Here is a 20,152-nt window from a genome sequence, read left to right as displayed (position 1 = left end):
ATTTTTTCCCTCTAACTAGTAGTTTCCCTAGTATAACAAGTTCAAAAAAGGAGGTCAATTCATCTGCTCATGGGTCAGCAAGTAGCCCCGTACTTCTGAGATAAAATAGAGAGACCCTGTAACGAACAACAAATCCTGGGCACCTGCTCTTGCTTCAAAATTGCTAATAAATTCTCGGTAAGAAGGAACTATATCGTAACCTGTTACATCTGTTTCATCCAAAGAACCTTGATAGTCAAAGCCGGTCACCTTGAGTTCCACCTGAGGCAAATTTTCAGTCAGATAAGCCAACATCCCTTGATAATCCTTCCGTTTCAAGGCTCCAAATAGGATTTGAGGACGATAACCTTCCTGCTCTTTTTCTTTAATAAACTCAACCAAGCGAGTCAAGGCAGGAAGGTTATGAGCACCGTCCAAGTAAATCTGAGGACGAATACGCTCCAAACGCCCAGCCCAATGGGTCTTCTCCAAAGCCTGTCTTACAACCTGTTCATCAACAGCTTCCTTTCTTTCTCCCATAAAAAGAAGAAACGTTTGCAACGCCAAGGCCGCATTTTCCTGCTGATAAGCTCCTTCCAAACCTATTTTCAACTGTGAAAGGTAAGCCAAAGAGCTTGAAAAATCCCCATTCAGCATTGAAAAATCCTGACCTGCCTGATAAAGGTCAACAGCTAAAGAGTCTGTTTTTTTCTGACAAACAAGCCTAGCTTCTGAAGGCAACTTAGCAATCACTGCCTTTTTACCAGCCTTAAAAATACCAGCTTTCTGCTCTGCAATTGCTGCTATACTGTCACCCAGAGTCTCCTGATGGTCAAGTCCGATGGAGGTGATGACAACAATCTCTCCAATTACCACATTGGTTGTGTCAAGTAAGCCACCAATTCCCACTTCTAATAAAACCAAATCCACCTCTTGCTCTCTAAAATAAAGAAAAGCAATCAAGGTCAGCAATTCAAAAAAGGACAACTGATCATGAGTTTGCAGAAGCGTTTTTTCCATCTCCTTGACCTGCTCAGCCAAACGGATGAAGTCTGTGTCTGCTATAGGTTGCCCATTAATGCAGATTCGATCATTAATAGAGACGATATGAGGGGAGGTAAAGGTCGCAACTTTTTTGCCATGTCCCATAAATAACTCCCTCATGAAAGCAATGGTAGAACCTTTTCCATTAGTTCCTGTTACGTGGATAATAGGATAAGACTTCTCGGGATTCCCCAACAAATCCACCGCTTGTTGCATTCGACCCAAGCCTGATCGAAAATTCGAACCAATCCGACTATGGAGCCATTCTTCTACTTCAAACATATACATCTCCTTAATTACAGGTTCAATCAACTGTCTCAATAAAGTCTCATAACTAACAAAAACGAGGCCAGGATTTTCGTCCCGACCTCTCACCTGGTTAGCTAATAACTAGCTACTATGAATATTAACTTAGGGTAAAAATATCCTCCGAATTTACTGACGGTTTTTATTTTTAGCGTCAGGGTAAAAATATTCACTGAACACACCAGTTCTCTCTTATTTTAAGGAACTGGGCTAAAAACATCCACTGGATGTGCCTGCGTTTCTAATTTCTAGCGCAGGGCTAAACACGTCCACTGGACGTTCCAACTCTTCCAATTTCTAGGAGTTGGGGTGATACAGTCTCCCAGACTTACTGACGGTCTTTATTTTTAGCGTCAGGCTAAAAACGTCCCCCGGACGTTTTTACTCCTCCATAAAACTATTGAAGACTTCTTCAATCATGTTCCATTCGTCTTCTGAGTCTTCTGGGATTGGTTGCAATTCGCCTTCTGTTCCATCTTCGTTTTCGATGAATGAGTAAGCTTGGATTTCAACTTGTCCGTCTTCGTCTTCTTCTGCGTTAACTGGTACTAGAAGAACATAGTTTTTACCAAATTCTTCTTTTCCGTCAATCGTCAAAAGGATTTCAAACAAGGTTTCATTTCCTTGCTCATCTACTAGTGTAATTAATTCACGTTCTTCGTGGTCGTGGTTATGATCGTGTGACATAGCCTCTCCTTTGTATTAAAATTTTCTATCTAAATAATTTTGTAAAATCAGCTGAGCTGCTAACTTATCAATGACTTTCTTGCGCTTATTGCGACTAATATCTGCTTGTTCAATCAACATGCGCTCTGCGGCAACTGTTGTCAAGCGTTCATCTTGATAGTCTACTGGTAAACCAAAAAGCTCTTCTAGCTTTGCTCCGTATGCTTGACTAGCTTCCACGCGCGGTCCGCTTGTATTGTTCATGTTTTTAGGCAAGCCCACTACAAATCGTTCCACCTTGTAAGTATCAACCAACTCCTTAACGCGGTCAAAACCAAATTGACCTTGCTCCTCATTGATTTGGATGATTTCAAGTCCTTGAGCTGTAAAACCGAGCGGATCGCTAATGGCCACCCCTACCGTTTTTGAACCGACGTCCAATCCCATAATTCTCATAGGTTATAGATCGACTCCTTGTCCTTTAAGGTAGTAGCGGACCAATTCTTCAACGATTTCATCGCGCTCATACTTACGGATTTGATTTCGTGCATTATTATAACGAGGAACGTAGGCAGGGTCTCCACTCAATACGTAACCTACGATTTGGTTAATCGGGTTATAACCCTTATCGTTCAACGAAGCATAAACATCAGTCAGAGTTTCGCTAATTTCTTTTTTATTGGAATCGTCCAATTTAAAACGTACTGTTTCTTCAGTAAATCCCATTCTAACACCCTCTTTCCTTAGAATAGTACCATTATAGCATAATTCCTTACGTTCTACAATTCAGGCAGTCTATTTATTTGGATTTTCTACTGTTCTGTCGCGCCATTTGCCAATCTGTCTGAAATATATTTGCTTGGTTCATTCTTCAAGAGATTTTCTAAACCAATATTCTTCAAATATTCTAACTGAGAAGCCTTCTTGACATCCAGAACTTGAAAGTCAAAACTAGTCGTTGTTTGAAGTTCGGTTGCGCTCAATAGTTTGGTTTCAAGCTTAAATCCTGCTAATTTATGAGCTTCTATAATAGCCTCATCCTTCTCCTCTGCCTCGAGAAGAGCTTTTTGAGTTTCTTCCACTCCATGTTGGTCGATATAAGTCTTCAACTCATCAGAAACTGGACGTTTTTGTTGAATCGTTAAGCTCAAAAAAGTCTTGTCCTTGTATGTAATGGTTTGGGTTTGCTGGCTACCATCATCTGACTTGGGCAAGACCAAAGTCTTGGTCACAACTGTATTCTTCTCAGCATTCTCAATAACTGGCAATGCCGACTGAAGCGTATCCTTTTCTGTTTTTGTAGCTGTTCCAGTTTCTTTTTTCTGTCCGCAACCAACCAGGACAAAAAGGAAAGCTAGACTAACAAGAACTATTTTTTTCATTTCTTTCTTCTTTCTTTTTGAAATTAAAATAAGACTGGGAGTTGCTCCCAGCCTTGATGTTTATAGAGCTGCACGCAAACGTGCTTCTGCATTTTCTACATTACGGACAGAGCGTGGTAGGAAGGCACGAATATCGTCTTCCTTATAGCCAACTTGCAGGCGTTTTTCATCTACAAGGATTGGGCTCTTTAAAATTCTCGGTGTTTCCATAATCAGATTGAGGACTTCGTTGACACTCAAATCTTCGATATCCACTCCAAGGGCTTTGGCATAGCGATTTTTAGACGAAACGATGCTGGCTATTCCGTTATCTGTTTTTGTCAGAATATCCAGTAATTCTTCTCGCGTAATTCCTTCTTTACCAAGGTTTTGTTCTTTATAACTTAACTGGTGGGCATTGAGCCAGGTTTTTGCTTTTTTACAGCTAGTACAACTTGAGACTGTATAAATTTTAATCATGTACCTACCCCTTTCGCTACATGTTACTATCAGTTTAGTCTATTATACCATAAAAAACATCCGACTTGCGACCTATTTTTAAATTTTTTTGACTTTTTTCGTCATTTTCGTACTTTTTTCTTGACAAAATGAAATTTACAGCCATTCGTTATATTTCTTGATATAGATTTTTTTCACAATTGTCACACTAATCATATACAAAATAATGATGAAAAGTAAAAAGATGAAATAAATCGATTTTAAAGGAGTTAGATGAAGTAGGATTGCGAGTGGACTGTAGGGAAGGAAGGTCACAAAGGCTGCAGCCAATAAGGTTGTCACAAGGACTAGCCAAGCTGGACGACTTTGTAAAAAGGGAATTTTGGCTGAACGTAGCATATGGATAACCATGGTCTGTGACCACATGGACTCGATAAACCAACCTGTCTGAAACAAGACAATAAATCCTACGGCAGACTCTGCCCCATGAACATAAGCTTGACCTGTTGTCATGGGTACAATGATAAAATAAAGCAAAATAAAGGTCAAAATATCAAAGGCAGAAGAGATAGGTCCCATCCAAATCATGAAACGTGTGATGGACTTAGCTTCCCAGGTATGCGGATTTCTCAAAAAATCTTTATCCACCTTGTCAAAAGGCAAGGCAATACAAGACAAATCATAGACTAGATTTAGGATAATCAAATGGACTGGTGCCATTGGTAAAAATGGCAAAAAGATTCCAGAGACCAATAGGGATAAGATATTTCCAAAATTAGAACTCACTGTCATTTTGATATATTTGGTCATATTGGCATAGACCTTACGCCCTTCAACAAGTCCTTTTTCAAGCACCATGAGATCCTTATCAAGTAGGATAACATCAGCTGTTTCTTTGGCAATATCTACTGCTGTATCAACAGAAATCCCCACATCTGCAACTTTCATAGAAGGAGCATCATTGATCCCATCTCCCATATAGCCAACAGCATGACCATTAGCCTTAAATTGCAAAATAATTCGTGCTTTTTGGTCAGGAGAAAGTTTGGCAAAGACGGTTACCTCCTCCACGGCTTGAGCCAATTCTTGATTACTCATCTGATCAATTTCAGATCCTAACAACATCTGATTGATATCCAAACCAACCTTTTCACAGACTGCTTGGGTAACTTTTTCGTTGTCTCCCGTCAAAATTTTTGTTTGAACTCCATGTTCTAACAGAGCCTTAATTGCTGGTGCTGCAGATGGTTTAGGAGGATCTAGGAAGGCTAAATAACCAGTTAGAATCATATCCCCTTCATCATCAACTGTATAGGCATGACCTTCCCTCAAACCTGACTTATAGGCCACTCCCAAGACACGTAAACCTTGTTGATTTAGTTGTCGGACTTCTGCTAAAATTTCTTCTCTAATAACATCTGTCAAGGGAGTAATCACTCCTTGATATTCCGCATAACTGGAAATCGTCAACATTTCCTCTAGGGCACCCTTGGTTACCAAACTAACAACTTCGTGTTCATCCTTAACGATAACACTCATCCGTCTACGTTCAAAATCAAAGGGAAGCTCATCTATTTTTTGAAAAGTTTGATCCAGATTTTGTAAGAGGGTGTGTTCTTTGGCTTCCTTTTCAGTCCGTTTGATGATAGCTCTGTCCATCAAATTTTTCAAGCCCGTTTGAAAATAAGAATTGAGATAAGCTCGTCTCAAGACGGTCAAATCCAAGCGTCCGTGGATGTCCAAGGGATATTCAAGGACAATTTCGTCTTGGGTTAGAGTTCCTGTCTTATCTGTACACAAAATATCAATCGCCCCTAAGTCCTGTATGGCATTGAGTTTCTTGATAACCACTTTTTCCTTGGCCATAATGATGGAGCCTTTTGCTAGACTGGCCGTGATAATCATAGGAAGCATCTCAGGTGTTAATCCGACACCAACACTCAAAGCAAATACGCCAGCTTCCAGCCAGTCACCATCTGTTAAACCATTGGACAAGAAAACGATGGGCACCATGACCAGCATCAAACGAATCAAGAGCCACGAAATACTATTCATCTCCCGCTCAAACGAAGTAGGCTCTTCATAGGTGTTCAAAGTCTGCTCAATGGCTCCCATCATGGTATCATCACCAACTGCTAAAACCACGGCCTTGGCACTACCAGATAAGACATTGGTTCCCATAAAGGCGAGCGCTTCTGCTTCTAGCAGACTATCAGATTGTTGAACTGTTGCCTTGGTCAAGGCCAATTTTTCAACCGATTCACTTTCACCTGTCAAGCCCGACTGTTGTACAAAGAAATCGCGCGACTCAAATAAAAGAAGATCTGCTGGAATCATGTCTCCAGCGCTTAATTTAACCACGTCACCCACTACCAAATCATCGATAGGTACTTCTTGGATTTCTCCTTGACGAATGACAGTCGCTGTGTTGACAATCATTTTTGATAGATTAGTCGCAGCCTTATCACTACGGAGTTCTTGGACAAAGCGTATGCCACCAGAAATGAGGACTAGGACAACGATGATAATGGAAGTTGTCGGATCTTCTTGACCTGGTTTTGCCAACCAGACATTGGTCACCAAGGAAATCACGGCGATGACCAGTAAGATGATCGTAAAAGGATTGATAATGGATTCGTAAATCTTTTTGAGGATACTTTCTTCTTGACCCTTTGTGATGGTATTTTCGCCATATAGGTCACGATTTTTCTCCACCTGCTCCTCAGTCAAGCCTGTTAGACTTGTCTTATAAAAAGATAGAGTTTCGTTTAAAGATGTATGAATAGCTGTTGCTAATCTTTCTTTTGTAGTTTTCATTGGTTTCTCCTATCTGTATGAATGATGTGTTTCATACACAGAGACCAATCACTTTATAAGGGCAGAATGACACAAATCAGCGATTGGCTGTGTATGTGCGGTTCCGGATGATCGTCAATTTGCATCGTCTATCTCCTTTCTTTGATTTAAACAGTAGAAAATCCCACCATAAAATGGCAGGATTAAAAAACTAATTATCTGTTTTTCGTTCAAGCTTTAACTCCATAGGGCAATGTAATGAGCTTAGTCTTGGCCTTCGCGACCAGGACTGTTGACCAACGAGTAGTGTCTCCACTGCTTTGCGGTAGTCATCCGTATCCCTATGGTAGCCTCACCTACCGTTTTCGTTTTTCAGTATAAACCTTTAAAATTTAAAAGTCAATCATTTGAGTTGTTTAACTCTTAGATAACTATCAACTCTTTTGGAGCTAGGGTCAACAATTCACAACCGGTCTCTGTAATCAAGATATCATCCTCGATACGAACACCGTATTTGCCTTCTATATAGATACCTGGTTCATCGGTTAAGGCCATACCTGCCTTAATAATTTCTGTAGAAGTTTGGCTAAAGTAAGGTTCCTCATGAATATCCAGCCCAATACCGTGTCCGATACCGTGGGTAAAGTAGTCGCCATAGCCTGCCTCGATGATAATATCACGAGGAATTTTGTCAAAGTCACGGAAACCTAATCCTGCCTTAGCTTGATTAATCAGAGCTTGGTTGGCTTTCAGGACAGTATTGTAAATTTCTGCCTGCTCGTCACTGACATGACCGAGGTAGATGGTCCGTGTCATATCACTGACATAGTGGTCGTAGAGACAGCCGAAGTCCATGGTAATGGCTTCTCCCGCTTCAACCGGTTTGTGCATTGGATGAGCATGGGGCTTAGAAGAGTTGATGCCACTTGCTAAAATGGTATCAAAAGACAAGCCTGCTGCTCCCAACTCACGCATGCGGAAATCAAGGAAGTTGGCAATTTCGATCTCAGTTTTTCCTGGTTTGATAAAGTCAAGCGCATCACGGAAAGCTTGGTCTGAGATAGAACATGCCTTACGAATAGTCGCAATCTCCGCTTCATCTTTAATCATCCGAAGCGCTTCAACAAACTGAGTCTGCGGAAGCAAGTCGATTCCTGCAAAAGCTGCCTGCATACGGTGGTAATAAGAGACCGAAATCTCGTCCTCAAAACCAACGCGAGACAAACCCATATCCTTAACAATGCCTGCAATAACAGCCAATTCATCACGATCAGCCACAATCTCAAAACCTGTCACTTCTTGCTTAGCTGCAATGATATAGCGAGAGTCTGTCACCAAAACCTGACGGTCACGGCTGATAAAGACTGTTCCATTTGAGCCCCAAAAGCCGGTCAGGTAATAGACGTTTTTAAGGTTGTTGATGATGATACCATCTAGTTCTTTTTCTTGCATTTTAGCTAGAAATGCTTGCACACGTTTATTCATGATGTAACTTTCCTTTCAAATAGTGTCCTGTGTAGCTGGCTTCATTGGCTGCTACTTCTTCTGGAGTTCCTGTTGCGATGATGGTTCCGCCACCGACACCGCCCTCAGGTCCCAAATCGATGATATGGTCTGCCGTCTTGATGACATCCAGATTGTGCTCAATGACGAGAACAGTATTGCCATCGTCGACAAAGCGAGCTAAAACCTTGAGCAAGCGAGCGATATCCTCGGTATGAAGCCCTGTCGTCGGCTCATCCAGAATGTAGAAGGATTTTCCTGTCGAGCGTTTGTGGAGCTCACTAGCTAACTTCATACGCTGGGCTTCTCCACCTGAAAGGGTGGTAGCTGGTTGTCCTAACGTTACATAGCCCAACCCTACATCCTTGATGGTCTGAAGTTTACGCTGAATCTTGGGAATGTGTTGGAAGAATTCCACCGCATCGTTGACGGTCATGTCCAAAACCTGCGAGATATTCTTTTCCTTATAGTGGACTTCTAGGGTTTCACTGTTGTAGCGAGTCCCATGGCAAACTTCACAGGCAACATAAACATCTGGCAAGAAGTGCATCTCAATCTTGATGATCCCGTCACCTGAGCAGGCTTCGCAACGACCGCCCTTGACGTTAAAACTGAAACGGCCCTTCTTGTAGCCTCGAATCTTAGCTTCATTTGTCTGAGCAAAGAGGTCTCGTATATCGTCAAAAACTCCCGTATAGGTAGCCGGGTTAGACCTTGGCGTTCGTCCGATAGGGCTCTGGTCAATGTCAATCAAGCGGTCTACATGCTCAATCCCTGTAATCGTTTTAAACTTACCAGGCTTGTCTGAATTGCGGTTGAGCTTCTGGGCAATAGCTTTTTTGAGAATGCTATTGATTAGGGTCGATTTCCCTGAACCCGATACCCCTGTCACCGCGATGAATTTTCCTAGTGGAAAGCGAGCTGTGACATTTTGCAAGTTATTCTCACGCGCTCCTATCACTTCGATAAAACGACCATTACCAACACGGCGTTCTTCTGGTACTGGAATGGCACGTTTTCCTGACAAGTACTGGCCTGTAATAGACTTACTGTTGCGAGCCACCTGTTTGGGCGTACCTGCAGCGACAATCTCCCCACCAAAAACACCGGCACCGGGACCAACGTCAATCAGATAATCCGCCTCGCGCATGGTATCTTCATCATGTTCTACCACAATGAGAGTATTGCCCAAATCACGCATCTTTTTGAGACTGGCAATCAGACGGTCATTATCCCTCTGGTGAAGACCGATTGACGGCTCATCCAAAATATAGAGAACACCTGATAGGTTAGAACCAATCTGGGTCGCCAAGCGAATACGCTGACTTTCCCCACCTGAAAGGGTTCCTGCCGAACGTGACAGGGTTAGATAGTTAAGACCCACGTTATTAAGGAAGGTCAAACGGTCCTTGATTTCCTTGAGAATAGGCCGAGCAATGATGGCTTCATTTTCAGACAAGGTTAACTGGCTCACCAAGTCCAAGTGGTCAGCGATAGACAGGTCTGAGATTTCTCCGATATGTGGTCCTTGCTGGCCACCCACACGGACAGATAAGGCCTGGTCATTGAGACGATAGCCGTGACAAGTTCCGCAGGTCAGCTCATTCATGTAGAGGCGCATCTGGGTGCGGGTGTAGTCACTGTTGGTTTCATGGTAGCGACGCTTGATATTATTGACAACTCCTTCAAACGGAATGTCGATATCGCGCACGCCACCAAATTCATTCTCATAGTGGAAATGGAATTCCTTGCCATCTGAGCCGTAGAGAATCAAGTTCTTGTCTTCTTCTGACAAGTCCTCAAAAGGCTTATCCATATCCACTCCAAAGGCCGTCATAGCCTGCTCTAGCATGTTTGGATAGTAGTTGGATGAGATAGGATTCCAAGGAGCCAAGGCTCCCTCGCGTAAGGTTTTGCTGGCATCTGGCACTACCAAATCAGTATCCACCTCCAGCTTGATGCCCAAGCCGTCACACTCACTACAAGAGCCAAAAGGAGCATTGAAGGAGAAGAGACGCGGCTCTAACTCTGGAACAGTAAATCCACAAACTGGGCAGGCATAATGCTCAGAGAACAACAACTCAGAGTCGTCCATGGTGTCGATAATCACATAACCTTCTGCGATACGAAGGGCAGCCTCAATCGAGTCAAAGAGACGGCTACGGATACCCTCCTTGATAACAATACGGTCAACTACGACATCAATATTGTGTTGCTTGCTCTTGGACAACTCTGGCACTTCGGTCACATCATAGACTTCCCCATCCACACGGACACGGACATACCCGTCTTTCTGAACCTTCTCGATAACACTCTTATGTTGGCCTTTTTTCTTACGGATAACCGGAGCTAAAATTTGCAGACGTTGGCGTTCAGGCAACTCTAAGACCTTATCCACAATTTGCTCCACAGAAGAGGCCTTGATAGCCCCATGCCCGTTGATACAGTAAGGCGTCCCCACACGTGCGTAGAGGAGACGCAGATAATCATTGATTTCAGTCGTGGTTCCCACTGTCGAGCGAGGGTTTTTGCTGGTCGTTTTCTGGTCAATGGAAATAGCTGGGCTGAGACCATCAATGGCATCTACATCTGGTTTTTCCATATTCCCCAAGAACTGGCGAGCGTAGGCTGACAAACTCTCCACATAGCGACGTTGTCCCTCCGCATAGAGGGTATCAAAGGCCAGACTGGATTTCCCTGAGCCTGACAAGCCGGTCACGACAACCAACTTGTCTCGCGGAATCTCCACATCAATATTTTTTAAATTATGGGCACGCGCCCCATGAATGACAATTTTATCTTGCATCTTTGTTCTTTCTAGTCCATTATTGCTTACCATTATACCAAAAAAAGTGAGATTCTATTACCCAAAAGGCTGATTTTGTAGTATAATAGTACGGTGTAAAAAAATCTGAAAAATGAGAAAGGATAAGGGATATGAAACAAGTTTTTCTCTCTACAACAACTGAATTTAAAGAGATCGATACGCTTGAACCGGGTACTTGGATCAATCTCGTCAATCCGACTCAAAATGAATCACTCGAAATCGCTAACGCCTTCGATATTGATATTGCCGACCTTCGAGCACCGCTCGATGCGGAAGAAATGTCTCGTATTACGATTGAAGACGAGTATACCCTGATTATCGTTGACGTGCCGGTCACAGAAGAAAGAAATAACCGCACCTACTACGTAACCATCCCGCTTGGTATTATCATCACTGAGGAAACCATTATCACTACGTGTTTGGAACCATTACCGGTCCTCGATGTCTTTATCAACCGTCGATTGCGTAATTTCTACACCTTCATGCGTTCACGTTTTATCTTTCAGATTCTTTATCGCAATGCAGAGCTTTACCTAACGGCCCTTCGTTCGATTGATCGTAAGAGTGAACAAATCGAAAGTCAACTGCATCAATCAACTCGTAATGAAGAATTGATTGAGCTCATGGAATTGGAAAAAACCATCGTCTATTTCAAGGCCTCCCTCAAAACAAATGAGCGTGTGATTAAGAAATTGACCAGCTCAACCAGCAATATCAAGAAATACCTTGAGGACGAAGACCTGCTTGAAGACACCCTGATTGAAACCCAACAGGCCATCGAGATGGCAGACATTTATGGAAACGTCTTGCACTCTATGACAGAGACCTTCGCCTCTATCATTTCTAACAACCAGAACAACATCATGAAAACCTTGGCCCTTGTGACCATCGTCATGTCCATCCCAACCATGGTCTTTTCTGCCTACGGGATGAACTTTAAGGATAATGAAATCCCCCTAAACGGCGAGCCGAATGCCTTCTGGTTAATCGTCTTTATCGCCTTTGCTATGAGTGTCTCGCTCACTCTCTATCTCATCCATAAAAAATGGTTCTAAGAGGAGTTCCTATGTCTCAGATTGATCTACAAAAATTAACAAAGAAAAACCAAGAGTTTGTCCATATCGCTACCCAACAATTCATCAAAGATGGGAAATCAGACGCTGAAATCAAGGCTATCTTTGAGGAAGTTATTCCCCAAATCCTTGAAGAGCAAGCCAAGGGTACGACTGCTCGTTCCCTCTATGGTGCACCCACTCACTGGGCTCATAGCTTCACTGTTAAGGAGCAATATGAAAAAGAGCATCCAAAAGAAAATGATGATCCAAAACTCATGATTATGGATTCAGCCCTTTTCATCACTAGCCTCTTTGCCCTCGTCAGCGCCCTCACAACTTTCTTTGCAGCAGATCAGGCTTTCGGCTATGGACTTGTCACTCTCCTGCTAGTTGGACTGGTTGGTGGATTTGCCTTCTACTTGATGTACTACTTTGTTTACCAATACTATGGACCAGATATGGACCGCAGCCAACGTCCACCTTTCTGGAAATCTGTACTGGTTATCCTAGCTTCTATGTTCCTTTGGTTGCTTGTCTTCTTTGCAACAAGCTTCCTACCAGCTAGCCTTAACCCAGTACTTGCTCCATTGCCACTGGCTATTATCGGAGCAGCCCTCCTAGCCCTTCGCTTCTATCTCAAGAAACGCTTGAATATCCGTAGCGCAAGTGCAGGACCAACACGTTATTAAGAAGAACGGAAACATATCATGGTTCAACATCATAAGAACCATGATTTTTTAATCTTTAAACAATCATGTAAAAAATATTTAACTCTATCTAAAATTCAGTACATTTATACTTTATAAAACATAAATGTAAACATTTTATTCTATTTTGTACAGAGAATAACAACAAATGAGCATATTCCTTGCCTATATACAATCATTTTGATACTCTATAATTGGAGGGAAATATGACAAAACAAAAAATTAATCGAATCGTAGGCTCCATTGGTGCCTTTATTGGAATTATAGTATTTATTGCCTACATACCTCAAATTATCGCTAATTTACAAGGAAATAAAGCTCAACCATTTCAACCTTTATCAGCTGCTATATCTTGCTTAATCTGGGTTATTTATGGATGGACAAAAGAACCTAAGAAGGATTGGATACTAATCATTCCAAATTCAGCCGGTGTTATTTTAGGTGGAATCACTTTTTTGACTTCACTCTAACAAATCTAATAGTATGTATAAAAAGCAACTGCAGGCGCGGTTGCTTTTTCACTTACTTTTTTGATTTTAAAGTATTCTTCTGACATCCCACATAGCTCTATCTAATCTTTTTGTGATAAAATAGGCTCAATCTATTTCTAGGGGGATAAAATATGATTTCTACTATTGGTATTGTTAGTTTATCTAGTGGCATTATCGGAGAGGACTTTGTCAAACACGAAGTGGACTTGGGTATCCAACGTCTCAAGGACCTGGGACTCAATCCTATCTTTTTGCCCCATTCGCTAAATGGATTAGACTTTATCAAGAACCATCCTGAAGCTCGTGCAGAGGATTTGATTCATGCCTTTTCTGATGATAGCATCGATATGATCCTATGTGCCATCGGTGGAGACGATACCTATCGCCTACTACCTTATCTTTTTGAAAATGACCAACTACAAAAGGTTATCAAACAAAAAATTTTTCTTGGCTTCTCGGATACAACCATGAACCATCTCATGTTGCATAAACTAGGAATCAAGACTTTTTATGGTCAATCCTTCTTAGCAGACATTTGTGAATTAGAAAAAGAAATGCTAACCTATAGCCTTCACTACTTTAAAGAATTGATTGAGACGGGAAGAATCTCAGAAATCCGCTCTAGTGACGTTTGGTATGATGAAAGGACTGACTTCAGTCCCAAGGCTCTGGGGACACCTCGTGTCAGTCATACAAATACCGGTTTTGAGTTGTTGCAAGGAAATGCCCAGTTCGAGGGAAAAATCCTCGGTGGTTGCCTCGAATCCCTCTACGATATCTTTGACAACTCTCGATACGCAGATAGCACGGAGCTCTGTCAAAAATACAAACTTTTCCCTGACTTGTCAGACTGGGAAGGAAAAATCCTCTTGCTAGAAACAAGCGAAGAAAAGCCTGAGCCAGAAGACTTCAAAAAGATGTTGCGAACTTTAAAAGACACTGGCATATTCGAGGGCATCAGTGGACTCCTGGTCGGAAAACCTATGGATGAAACTTTCTATGACGACTATAAAGAGGCACTATTGGATATCATTGGCAGCAATATCCCGATTGTCTATAATCTCAATGTCGGCCACGCAACTCCAAGAGCCATTATTCCCTTCGGAGTCCACGCCCACGTAGATGCAAAAGAGCAAGTCATTCGCTTTGACTATAACAAAAAATAAATAGTTTCTCTATTTTTGTGCTTTTGTATTGGTTTTCGTTACAATTTGTATCTGAATTTATTGCATTTCGCTAATTTCTATGATATCCTTTTGAAGGAGGTGTATATGACAAAACAAAAAATTAATCGAATCGTAGGTTCTATTGGTGCCTTTATTGGAATTATAGTATTTATTGCCTACATACCTCAAATTATCGCTAATTTACAAGGAAATAAAGCTCAACCATTTCAACCTTTATCAGCTGCTATATCTTGCTTAATCTGGGTTATTTATGGATGGACAAAAGAACCTAAGAAGGATTGGATACTAATCATTCCAAATTCAGCCGGTGTTATTTTAGGTGGAATCACTTTTTTGACTTCACTCTAACAAATCTAATAGTATATATAAAAAGCTGGGAAAAGTTTCTCAGCTTTTTATATATTCTTAGATATTCTAATTACCTATACTCACTAATTACCGCTTTTCCACTCACAATCGTTCTCGTGGTCATCAACCAGTCCTGCTGCTTGTAAAAAAGACAAGACAGCGACTGGGCCTGTGAACTTGAAGCCTTGTTTTTTGAGATCTTTGGCTAATTTTTCAGACAAAGCTGTTTTAGCTGGGGCTAGGCGGTAATCGGGAACATCATTAACGACAGTTTTCCCCTCAACAAAAGACCAAAGATAGGCATCAAAAGAGCCATATTCTTCCTGTAATCGTAAAAACGCTTGGGCGTTAGCGCGTGTAGCAAAAATCTTGGCTCTATTTCGGATGATGGCTGGATTCTCCAGCAAGTCTTCCAGTTCGGTGTCATTCATCTCTGCAACCGCTTGAATTTGATAACCATGAAAGGCTTCTCGGAAAGCTTGACGTTTGTTTAGTACCGTTTCCCAAGACAGGCCTGCCTGATAGGTTTCCATACACAACAACTCAAACAATGCTTGGTCATCATGGAGGGGTTGCCCCCACTCCTCATCATGATAGGCAATGTAGAGCTGATTGGTCATCTTGACCCACGAACAACGTTTTGTCATGTTCTGCTCCTATTTGACCAACATTTTAAGGGCCGACTTGATATAGTTCTCAGCTGTATCTGTCGTTCCTTCAAAGAATTTCTTGATTTTCTTGAGTTCGGTCGCCTTGTAGCCCAGAGCCAGCATGGCTTCCATGGCTTCTTCCAATTCTTGGTTTTCAGCGCTAGCTTGCACTGCCACCTTGGCAGGAAGGTCATCTCCTGCAACTACCACCTTGCCTTCCAAGTCTAGCACCATCTGCTGGGCTGTTTTATTGCCAATTTTAGGAAACTTGGTCAAGTAGGTGATGTTCTTGGTTTCAATGGCTTGAACCAAGCCAGCATTGTCATCGGCAGCGATAATAGCGAGAGCTGATACAGGACCAATCCCAGAAACCGAAATCAGACTGAGAAAGAGCTTTTTCTCGTCTTCTGAGCGAAATCCATAAAGCAGATGAGCGTCCTCACGCACGACTTGATGCACATAAATCTGAGCCTCCTGATTAACCTGACCTGAATAGGCATAAGGATTGGCCACATGCAGTATATAACCAATACCATTGGTTTCAAGAACAATGTATTTAGCAGTAATTTTGGTAATGATTCCTTTTAAATATTCGTACATAGTTTTCCTTTTCTCTTATTTCGTTTATCTAGTATATCATATTTTCTTTATCCGAGGAGCGAGAATCGATTATCACAAATACAATATATCAAAAATAATTTATGTTTATCTGTTGACATATTCAAAATTAAGTACTATAATCATCTGTAATTGAATAACTATCTTCAGGGCAGGGTGCAATTCCCTACCGGTGGTATAGCCCACGAGCCGAAAGGCATGATTTGGTGAAATTCCAAAGCCGACAGTATAGTCTGGACGAAAGAAGATAAAAGTATATTTGTGCTTTTTGCGTGCTCTGAAATGATTACTTGTCATTTCAGAGCATTTTTGTTAATCGCATAAGTTTTCTTTTGTATGCCTTGAATAGTCCCCTATTCAAGGTATATTTTTTGGAGATGGTGAAATGAGCGACTCAAAATATATGCAATTAGCAATAAAGCTGGCACAAAAAGGGGCTGGTTACGTCAATCCCAATCCTATGGTCGGCGCAGTTATTGTAAAAGATAATCACATTATCGGACAAGGTTATCATGAGTTTTTTGGTGGCCCACATGCTGAGAGAAATGCTCTTAAAAACTGCAGAGAATCCCCTGTCGGAGCTACGCTTTATGTAACACTTGAACCCTGTTGTCACTTCGGGAAAACACCACCTTGTATAGACGCTATAATTGATAGTGGTATTACAAGAGTAGTCATTGGAAGCCTAGACTGTAACCCTATTGTATCTGGAAAAGGAGTAAAGATACTTGAGGAAAATAATCTTCAAGTTACTGTTGGAGTTTTAGAAAATGAGTGTCTTAACTTAATAAAAAGTTTTAGAAAGTACATTACCCAGCATGTACCCTATGTTTTTATGAAATATGCAATGACAATGGATGGAAAAATAGCCACTAAAACAAATCAATCCAAATGGATTACTGGAGAAGAGGCAAGAAAGCATGTTCATCAGTTACGACACCATGTCAGTGCGATTATGGTGAGAGTCAATACTGTTATTCAAGACGATCCTTTGCTGACATGTAGATTGGAGGAAGGGAAAAATCCTATCCGTATCATATGCGATACACATTTACGAACTCCTCTTACCTCTAAAATCGTAAAAACAGCAAATGATGTTAAAACTTACATTGCCACTTCCTCTGAAGACAAAAATAAAATGAAGCTATATCAAAATCATGGTTGTGAAATACTTTCCATAAAGAAAAAAGACAATCATATAGACTTATCGGATTTAATGCAACATCTAGGAAACATGCAGATTGATAGCCTACTTCTAGAAGGGGGCAGTCTAATGAATTGGAGTGCTTTGGAACAACAAATTGTTGATGAGCTGAAAATATATATTGCACCAAAAATTTTTGGAGGCAGTGCCAAGTTTCCTGTTGGAGGCGAAGGTATTTCCTTGCCCAATGACGCTATTAGATTGAAACCTTATGCTTTTTCTCAAATAGGAAATGACTATCTCATAGAAAGTGAAGTGATTTATCCATGTTCACAGGAATAATTGAAGAAATCGGAAAAGTTGAAAGAATACAGAAAGACTCTCGTAATTGCAAACTATTAATTAAAGCCTCAAAAATATTAACCGATATCCATTTAGGTGATAGTATAGCAGTAAATGGTATCTGTCTTACAGTTACTCATTTCAATCATCAAGCCTTTACAGTTGATGTAATGAATGAAACATGGAGTCGAACAGCTCTTACTCTATTAAAACATGGAAGTGAGGTGAATCTAGAAAGAGCCTTATCTGTCAACGGTCGACTTGGAGGTCACGTCGTTACAGGACACATTGATGGTACAGGAAAAATCTCGTCAATAAAAAAGGATGATAATGCTGTATGGTATCAAATCAACACACAAAAAGAAATTTTAGATTTAATAGTTGAAAAAGGATCTATTACAATTGACGGCATTAGTCTAACTGTAGCTAAAGTCTCCAAAGTAAACTTTTCAGTATCTGTTATCCCTCATACCTTGGAACAAACCATTCTCAAGAGTAAACAAGTCGGGAGTACAGTAAATCTTGAAAATGATATCTTAGGTAAATATGTTCAAAAACTGATGGATAACTCTCCAAAATCAGAAATATCTAAGGAACTATTATATCAAAATGGATTTTAGCAGAAAGGATGATCAGTCAATGGAATATCGAAAAATACAAGAAGCATTAGAAACATTGCAGAAAGGACGACTTGTTCTTGTTATAGATGACAAGGATAGAGAAAACGAAGGAGACTTAATTTGTTCCGCACAAGCAGCTACAACAGAAAATGTTAATTTCATGGCTACTTATGCCAAAGGATTAATTTGTATGCCTATGAGCGAACGTTTAGCTAATCAATTAATGCTTTCACCTATGGTTGAAAACAATACAGATAATCATAAGACTGCTTTTACCGTTTCAATTGATTATAAAGAAACGACCACAGGTATTTCTGCAGAGGAAAGAGGACTGACCGCACGTATGTGTGTAGCTGAAGATATAAGACCCTCTGATTTTCGCAGGCCAGGACACATGTTTCCTTTAATTGCAAAAAAAGGGGGTGTTCTAGAAAGAAATGGACACACAGAAGCAACTGTTGATCTATTAAAATTAGCAGGACTAAAAGAGTGTGGCCTATGTTGTGAAATAATGAATCATGATGGCAAAATGATGAGAACAGATGATTTAATTCAGTTCTCGAAGAAACACAATATTCCACTAATCACCATCAAAGAATTACAAGAATATAGAAAGGTATATGATCAGCTGGTAGAACGAGTTTCAACTGTCAATATGCCTACTAGATACGGTAATTTCAAAGCAATTAGCTACATAGATAAACTAAATGGGGAACATCATCTTGCTCTTATTATGGGAAACATAGAGGACGAAGCCAATGTATTATGTCGGGTCCACTCTGAATGTTTAACAGGAGATGTTTTAGGCTCTTTACGGTGCGATTGTGGACAGCAATTCGATAAAGCTATGAAAATGATTGCTGAGAATGGTTCGGGTGTCTTACTTTACTTACGACAGGAGGGACGAGGAATTGGACTTATCAATAAATTAAAAGCCTATCATTTACAAGATCAAGGAATGGATACGCTTGATGCCAATCTTGCATTAGGCTTTGAAGGTGATTTAAGAGAATATCATATTGGAGCACAAATGCTTAAAGACCTGGGACTACAGTCACTTCATTTACTGACAAATAATCCTGACAAAGTTGAACAGTTAGAAAAATATGGAATTACCATTTCCAGTAGAATACCAATCGAAATAGAAGCCAATCCTTACGATAGTTTTTATTTAGAAACAAAGAAAAATCGAATGGGTCACATTTTAAATATGGAGGAAAAATAAATGAACACTTATGAAGGTAATTTAGTAGCAAACAATATTAAAATCGGTATTGTTGTAGCGAGATTTAATGAATTTATAACTTCAAAATTATTATCTGGAGCACTAGATAATCTCAAAAGAGAAAATGTAAACGAGAAAGATATCGAAATAGCCTGGGTTCCAGGAGCTTTTGAAATACCACTGATTGCATCAAAAATGGCAAAAAGTAAAAAATATGATGCAATTATCTGCTTGGGAGCTGTCATTAGAGGTAGTACAAGTCATTATGATTATGTATGTAGCGAGGTATCTAAGGGAATCGCCCAAATCAGTTTAAATAGCGAAATCCCAGTTATGTTTGGCGTTCTAACGACAGATACAATTGAACAAGCCATAGAGCGAGCTGGCACTAAAGCAGGAAATAAGGGTTCTGAGTGTGCACAAGGAGCTATTGAAATGGTCAACCTAATTCGCACATTAGACGCATAGAACAGACTCTACTTTTAAACGAATAAAGAAACTAAGCAAAATCGCAATTTAATACTCTATGAAAATCATAGGGCAAACTAGGAAGTCAGTCGCAGATTGGTAAAACACAGCTTCGATGTTACAGACAAAACTGGCAAAATTAGCTCAAAACACTGTTTTGAGATTACATATAAAACTGACGTAGTTTAAAGAGATTTTTGACGATTATTCGGAAGAAAAAAAGTAAATATTTCCACGATAAAACGCATAGAATCAAGTTTTTGAACACCTGATTTTATGCGTTTTTCTGATTTTGAAAATTTTTCCCAGACTTTTTGTACTTTTATACTCAATGAAAATCAAAAAGCAAACTAGGA

The 20,152-nt window shown here is 40.6% G+C and carries 20 protein-coding genes and 2 riboswitches; of the genes, 9 read left to right on the top strand and 11 right to left on the bottom strand.

What is annotated here, in order from left to right; translation table 11 throughout:
- Positions 1-54 precede the first annotated feature (54 nt).
- From HMPREF2764_RS07610 to uvrA, 9 genes are all read right to left on the bottom strand, one after another.
- A complete protein-coding gene (locus HMPREF2764_RS07610; protein ID WP_070528550.1) occupies positions 55-1,305 on the bottom strand; it encodes a folylpolyglutamate synthase/dihydrofolate synthase family protein in 1,251 nt (416 codons plus the stop codon).
- A gap of 405 nt (positions 1,306-1,710) precedes the next feature.
- Positions 1,711-2,016, bottom strand: coding sequence for a DUF1292 domain-containing protein (locus HMPREF2764_RS07605; protein WP_000017620.1), 306 nt, complete (start codon positions 2,014-2,016; stop codon positions 1,711-1,713).
- A 15-nt stretch (positions 2,017-2,031) separates the two neighbouring features.
- Positions 2,032-2,451, bottom strand: coding sequence for a Holliday junction resolvase RuvX (gene ruvX / locus HMPREF2764_RS07600; RefSeq protein WP_004239076.1), 420 nt, complete (start codon positions 2,449-2,451; stop codon positions 2,032-2,034).
- 3 nt (positions 2,452-2,454) lie between these two features.
- Positions 2,455-2,721: an IreB family regulatory phosphoprotein gene (locus HMPREF2764_RS07595; RefSeq protein ID WP_000507059.1), complete on the bottom strand. Its 267-nt coding sequence runs from the start codon at positions 2,719-2,721 to the stop codon at positions 2,455-2,457.
- Positions 2,722-2,807: 86 nt separating this feature from the next.
- A complete protein-coding gene (locus HMPREF2764_RS07590) occupies positions 2,808-3,377 on the bottom strand; it encodes an SP0191 family lipoprotein (protein ID WP_070528546.1) in 570 nt (189 codons plus the stop codon).
- A 60-nt stretch (positions 3,378-3,437) separates the two neighbouring features.
- Positions 3,438-3,836 (bottom strand): transcriptional regulator Spx, encoded by a 399-nt coding sequence (gene spx / locus HMPREF2764_RS07585; protein WP_000591165.1) that lies wholly within the window; start codon positions 3,834-3,836, stop codon positions 3,438-3,440.
- Between the two features lie 135 nt (positions 3,837-3,971).
- On the bottom strand, positions 3,972-6,632 hold the full coding sequence (gene mgtA / locus HMPREF2764_RS07575) for a magnesium-translocating P-type ATPase (protein WP_070528543.1): 2,661 nt from the start codon (positions 6,630-6,632) through the stop codon (positions 3,972-3,974).
- Positions 6,633-6,826: 194 nt separating this feature from the next.
- Positions 6,827-6,977: riboswitch (M-box (ykoK) riboswitch) on the bottom strand.
- A 57-nt stretch (positions 6,978-7,034) separates the two neighbouring features.
- On the bottom strand, positions 7,035-8,096 hold the full coding sequence (locus HMPREF2764_RS07570; RefSeq protein ID WP_070528540.1) for a M24 family metallopeptidase: 1,062 nt from the start codon (positions 8,094-8,096) through the stop codon (positions 7,035-7,037).
- Positions 8,089-10,920, bottom strand: a complete 2,832-nt coding sequence (uvrA, locus tag HMPREF2764_RS07565) for an excinuclease ABC subunit UvrA (protein ID WP_070528536.1) — start codon at positions 10,918-10,920, stop codon at positions 8,089-8,091. Before uvrA ends, HMPREF2764_RS07570 begins: the two co-directional genes overlap by 8 nt.
- 131 nt (positions 10,921-11,051) lie before the next feature.
- Between uvrA and HMPREF2764_RS07560 the strand changes: the two genes are divergently transcribed.
- From HMPREF2764_RS07560 to HMPREF2764_RS07540, 5 genes are all read left to right on the top strand, one after another.
- On the top strand, positions 11,052-11,996 hold the full coding sequence (locus HMPREF2764_RS07560) for a magnesium transporter CorA family protein (protein ID WP_000815623.1): 945 nt from the start codon (positions 11,052-11,054) through the stop codon (positions 11,994-11,996).
- An 11-nt stretch (positions 11,997-12,007) separates the two neighbouring features.
- Positions 12,008-12,685, top strand: coding sequence for a DUF1129 domain-containing protein (locus tag HMPREF2764_RS07555; RefSeq protein WP_070528533.1), 678 nt, complete (start codon positions 12,008-12,010; stop codon positions 12,683-12,685).
- Positions 12,686-12,909: 224 nt separating this feature from the next.
- On the top strand, positions 12,910-13,173 hold the full coding sequence (locus tag HMPREF2764_RS07550; RefSeq protein ID WP_000166114.1) for a SemiSWEET family transporter: 264 nt from the start codon (positions 12,910-12,912) through the stop codon (positions 13,171-13,173).
- A 152-nt stretch (positions 13,174-13,325) separates the two neighbouring features.
- Positions 13,326-14,360 (top strand): S66 family peptidase, encoded by a 1,035-nt coding sequence (locus HMPREF2764_RS07545; protein WP_049547216.1) that lies wholly within the window; start codon positions 13,326-13,328, stop codon positions 14,358-14,360.
- A 105-nt stretch (positions 14,361-14,465) separates the two neighbouring features.
- Positions 14,466-14,729, top strand: a complete 264-nt coding sequence (locus HMPREF2764_RS07540) for a SemiSWEET family transporter (protein WP_000166114.1) — start codon at positions 14,466-14,468, stop codon at positions 14,727-14,729.
- 83 nt (positions 14,730-14,812) lie between these two features.
- On the opposite strand, the gene HMPREF2764_RS07535 is transcribed toward HMPREF2764_RS07540, so the two are convergent.
- Both HMPREF2764_RS07535 and ruvA read right to left on the bottom strand, forming a co-directional pair.
- Positions 14,813-15,376: a DNA-3-methyladenine glycosylase I gene (locus tag HMPREF2764_RS07535; protein WP_070528529.1), complete on the bottom strand. Its 564-nt coding sequence runs from the start codon at positions 15,374-15,376 to the stop codon at positions 14,813-14,815.
- A gap of 9 nt (positions 15,377-15,385) precedes the next feature.
- On the bottom strand, positions 15,386-15,979 hold the full coding sequence (gene ruvA, locus HMPREF2764_RS07530; RefSeq protein WP_070528527.1) for a Holliday junction branch migration protein RuvA: 594 nt from the start codon (positions 15,977-15,979) through the stop codon (positions 15,386-15,388).
- 156 nt (positions 15,980-16,135) lie between these two features.
- Positions 16,136-16,250: riboswitch (FMN riboswitch) on the top strand.
- Between the two features lie 132 nt (positions 16,251-16,382).
- On the opposite strand from ruvA, the gene ribD reads away from it, so the two are divergent.
- Genes ribD through ribE (HMPREF2764_RS07510) form a run of 4 tightly spaced genes read left to right on the top strand, consistent with a single transcriptional unit; the run spans position 16,383 to position 19,796 of the window.
- The gene (ribD, locus tag HMPREF2764_RS07525) at positions 16,383-17,483 is read left to right on the top strand and encodes a bifunctional diaminohydroxyphosphoribosylaminopyrimidine deaminase/5-amino-6-(5-phosphoribosylamino)uracil reductase RibD (RefSeq protein WP_070528523.1); all 1,101 of its coding nucleotides are present in this window, start codon (positions 16,383-16,385) and stop codon (positions 17,481-17,483) included.
- A complete protein-coding gene (ribE, locus tag HMPREF2764_RS07520) occupies positions 17,468-18,103 on the top strand; it encodes a riboflavin synthase (RefSeq protein WP_070528520.1) in 636 nt (211 codons plus the stop codon). The genes ribD and ribE (HMPREF2764_RS07520) overlap by 16 nt, the downstream gene beginning before the upstream one ends.
- A gap of 19 nt (positions 18,104-18,122) precedes the next feature.
- Positions 18,123-19,328 carry a bifunctional 3,4-dihydroxy-2-butanone-4-phosphate synthase/GTP cyclohydrolase II gene (locus HMPREF2764_RS07515; protein ID WP_070529179.1) on the top strand — a complete coding sequence of 402 codons (1,206 nt, stop codon included), beginning with the start codon at positions 18,123-18,125 and terminating at the stop codon, positions 19,326-19,328.
- Entirely contained in the window at positions 19,329-19,796 is a 468-nt protein-coding gene (gene ribE, locus HMPREF2764_RS07510; protein ID WP_070528517.1) for a 6,7-dimethyl-8-ribityllumazine synthase, read from the top strand.
- Positions 19,797-20,152: the final 356 nt, after the last annotated feature.

This window comes from Streptococcus sp. HMSC073F11 (assembly GCF_001810785.1).
Classification (GTDB): domain Bacteria; phylum Bacillota; class Bacilli; order Lactobacillales; family Streptococcaceae; genus Streptococcus.
Note: the sequence above shows the minus strand (reverse complement) of the source record. Positions and strands in the feature narration are given on the sequence as shown.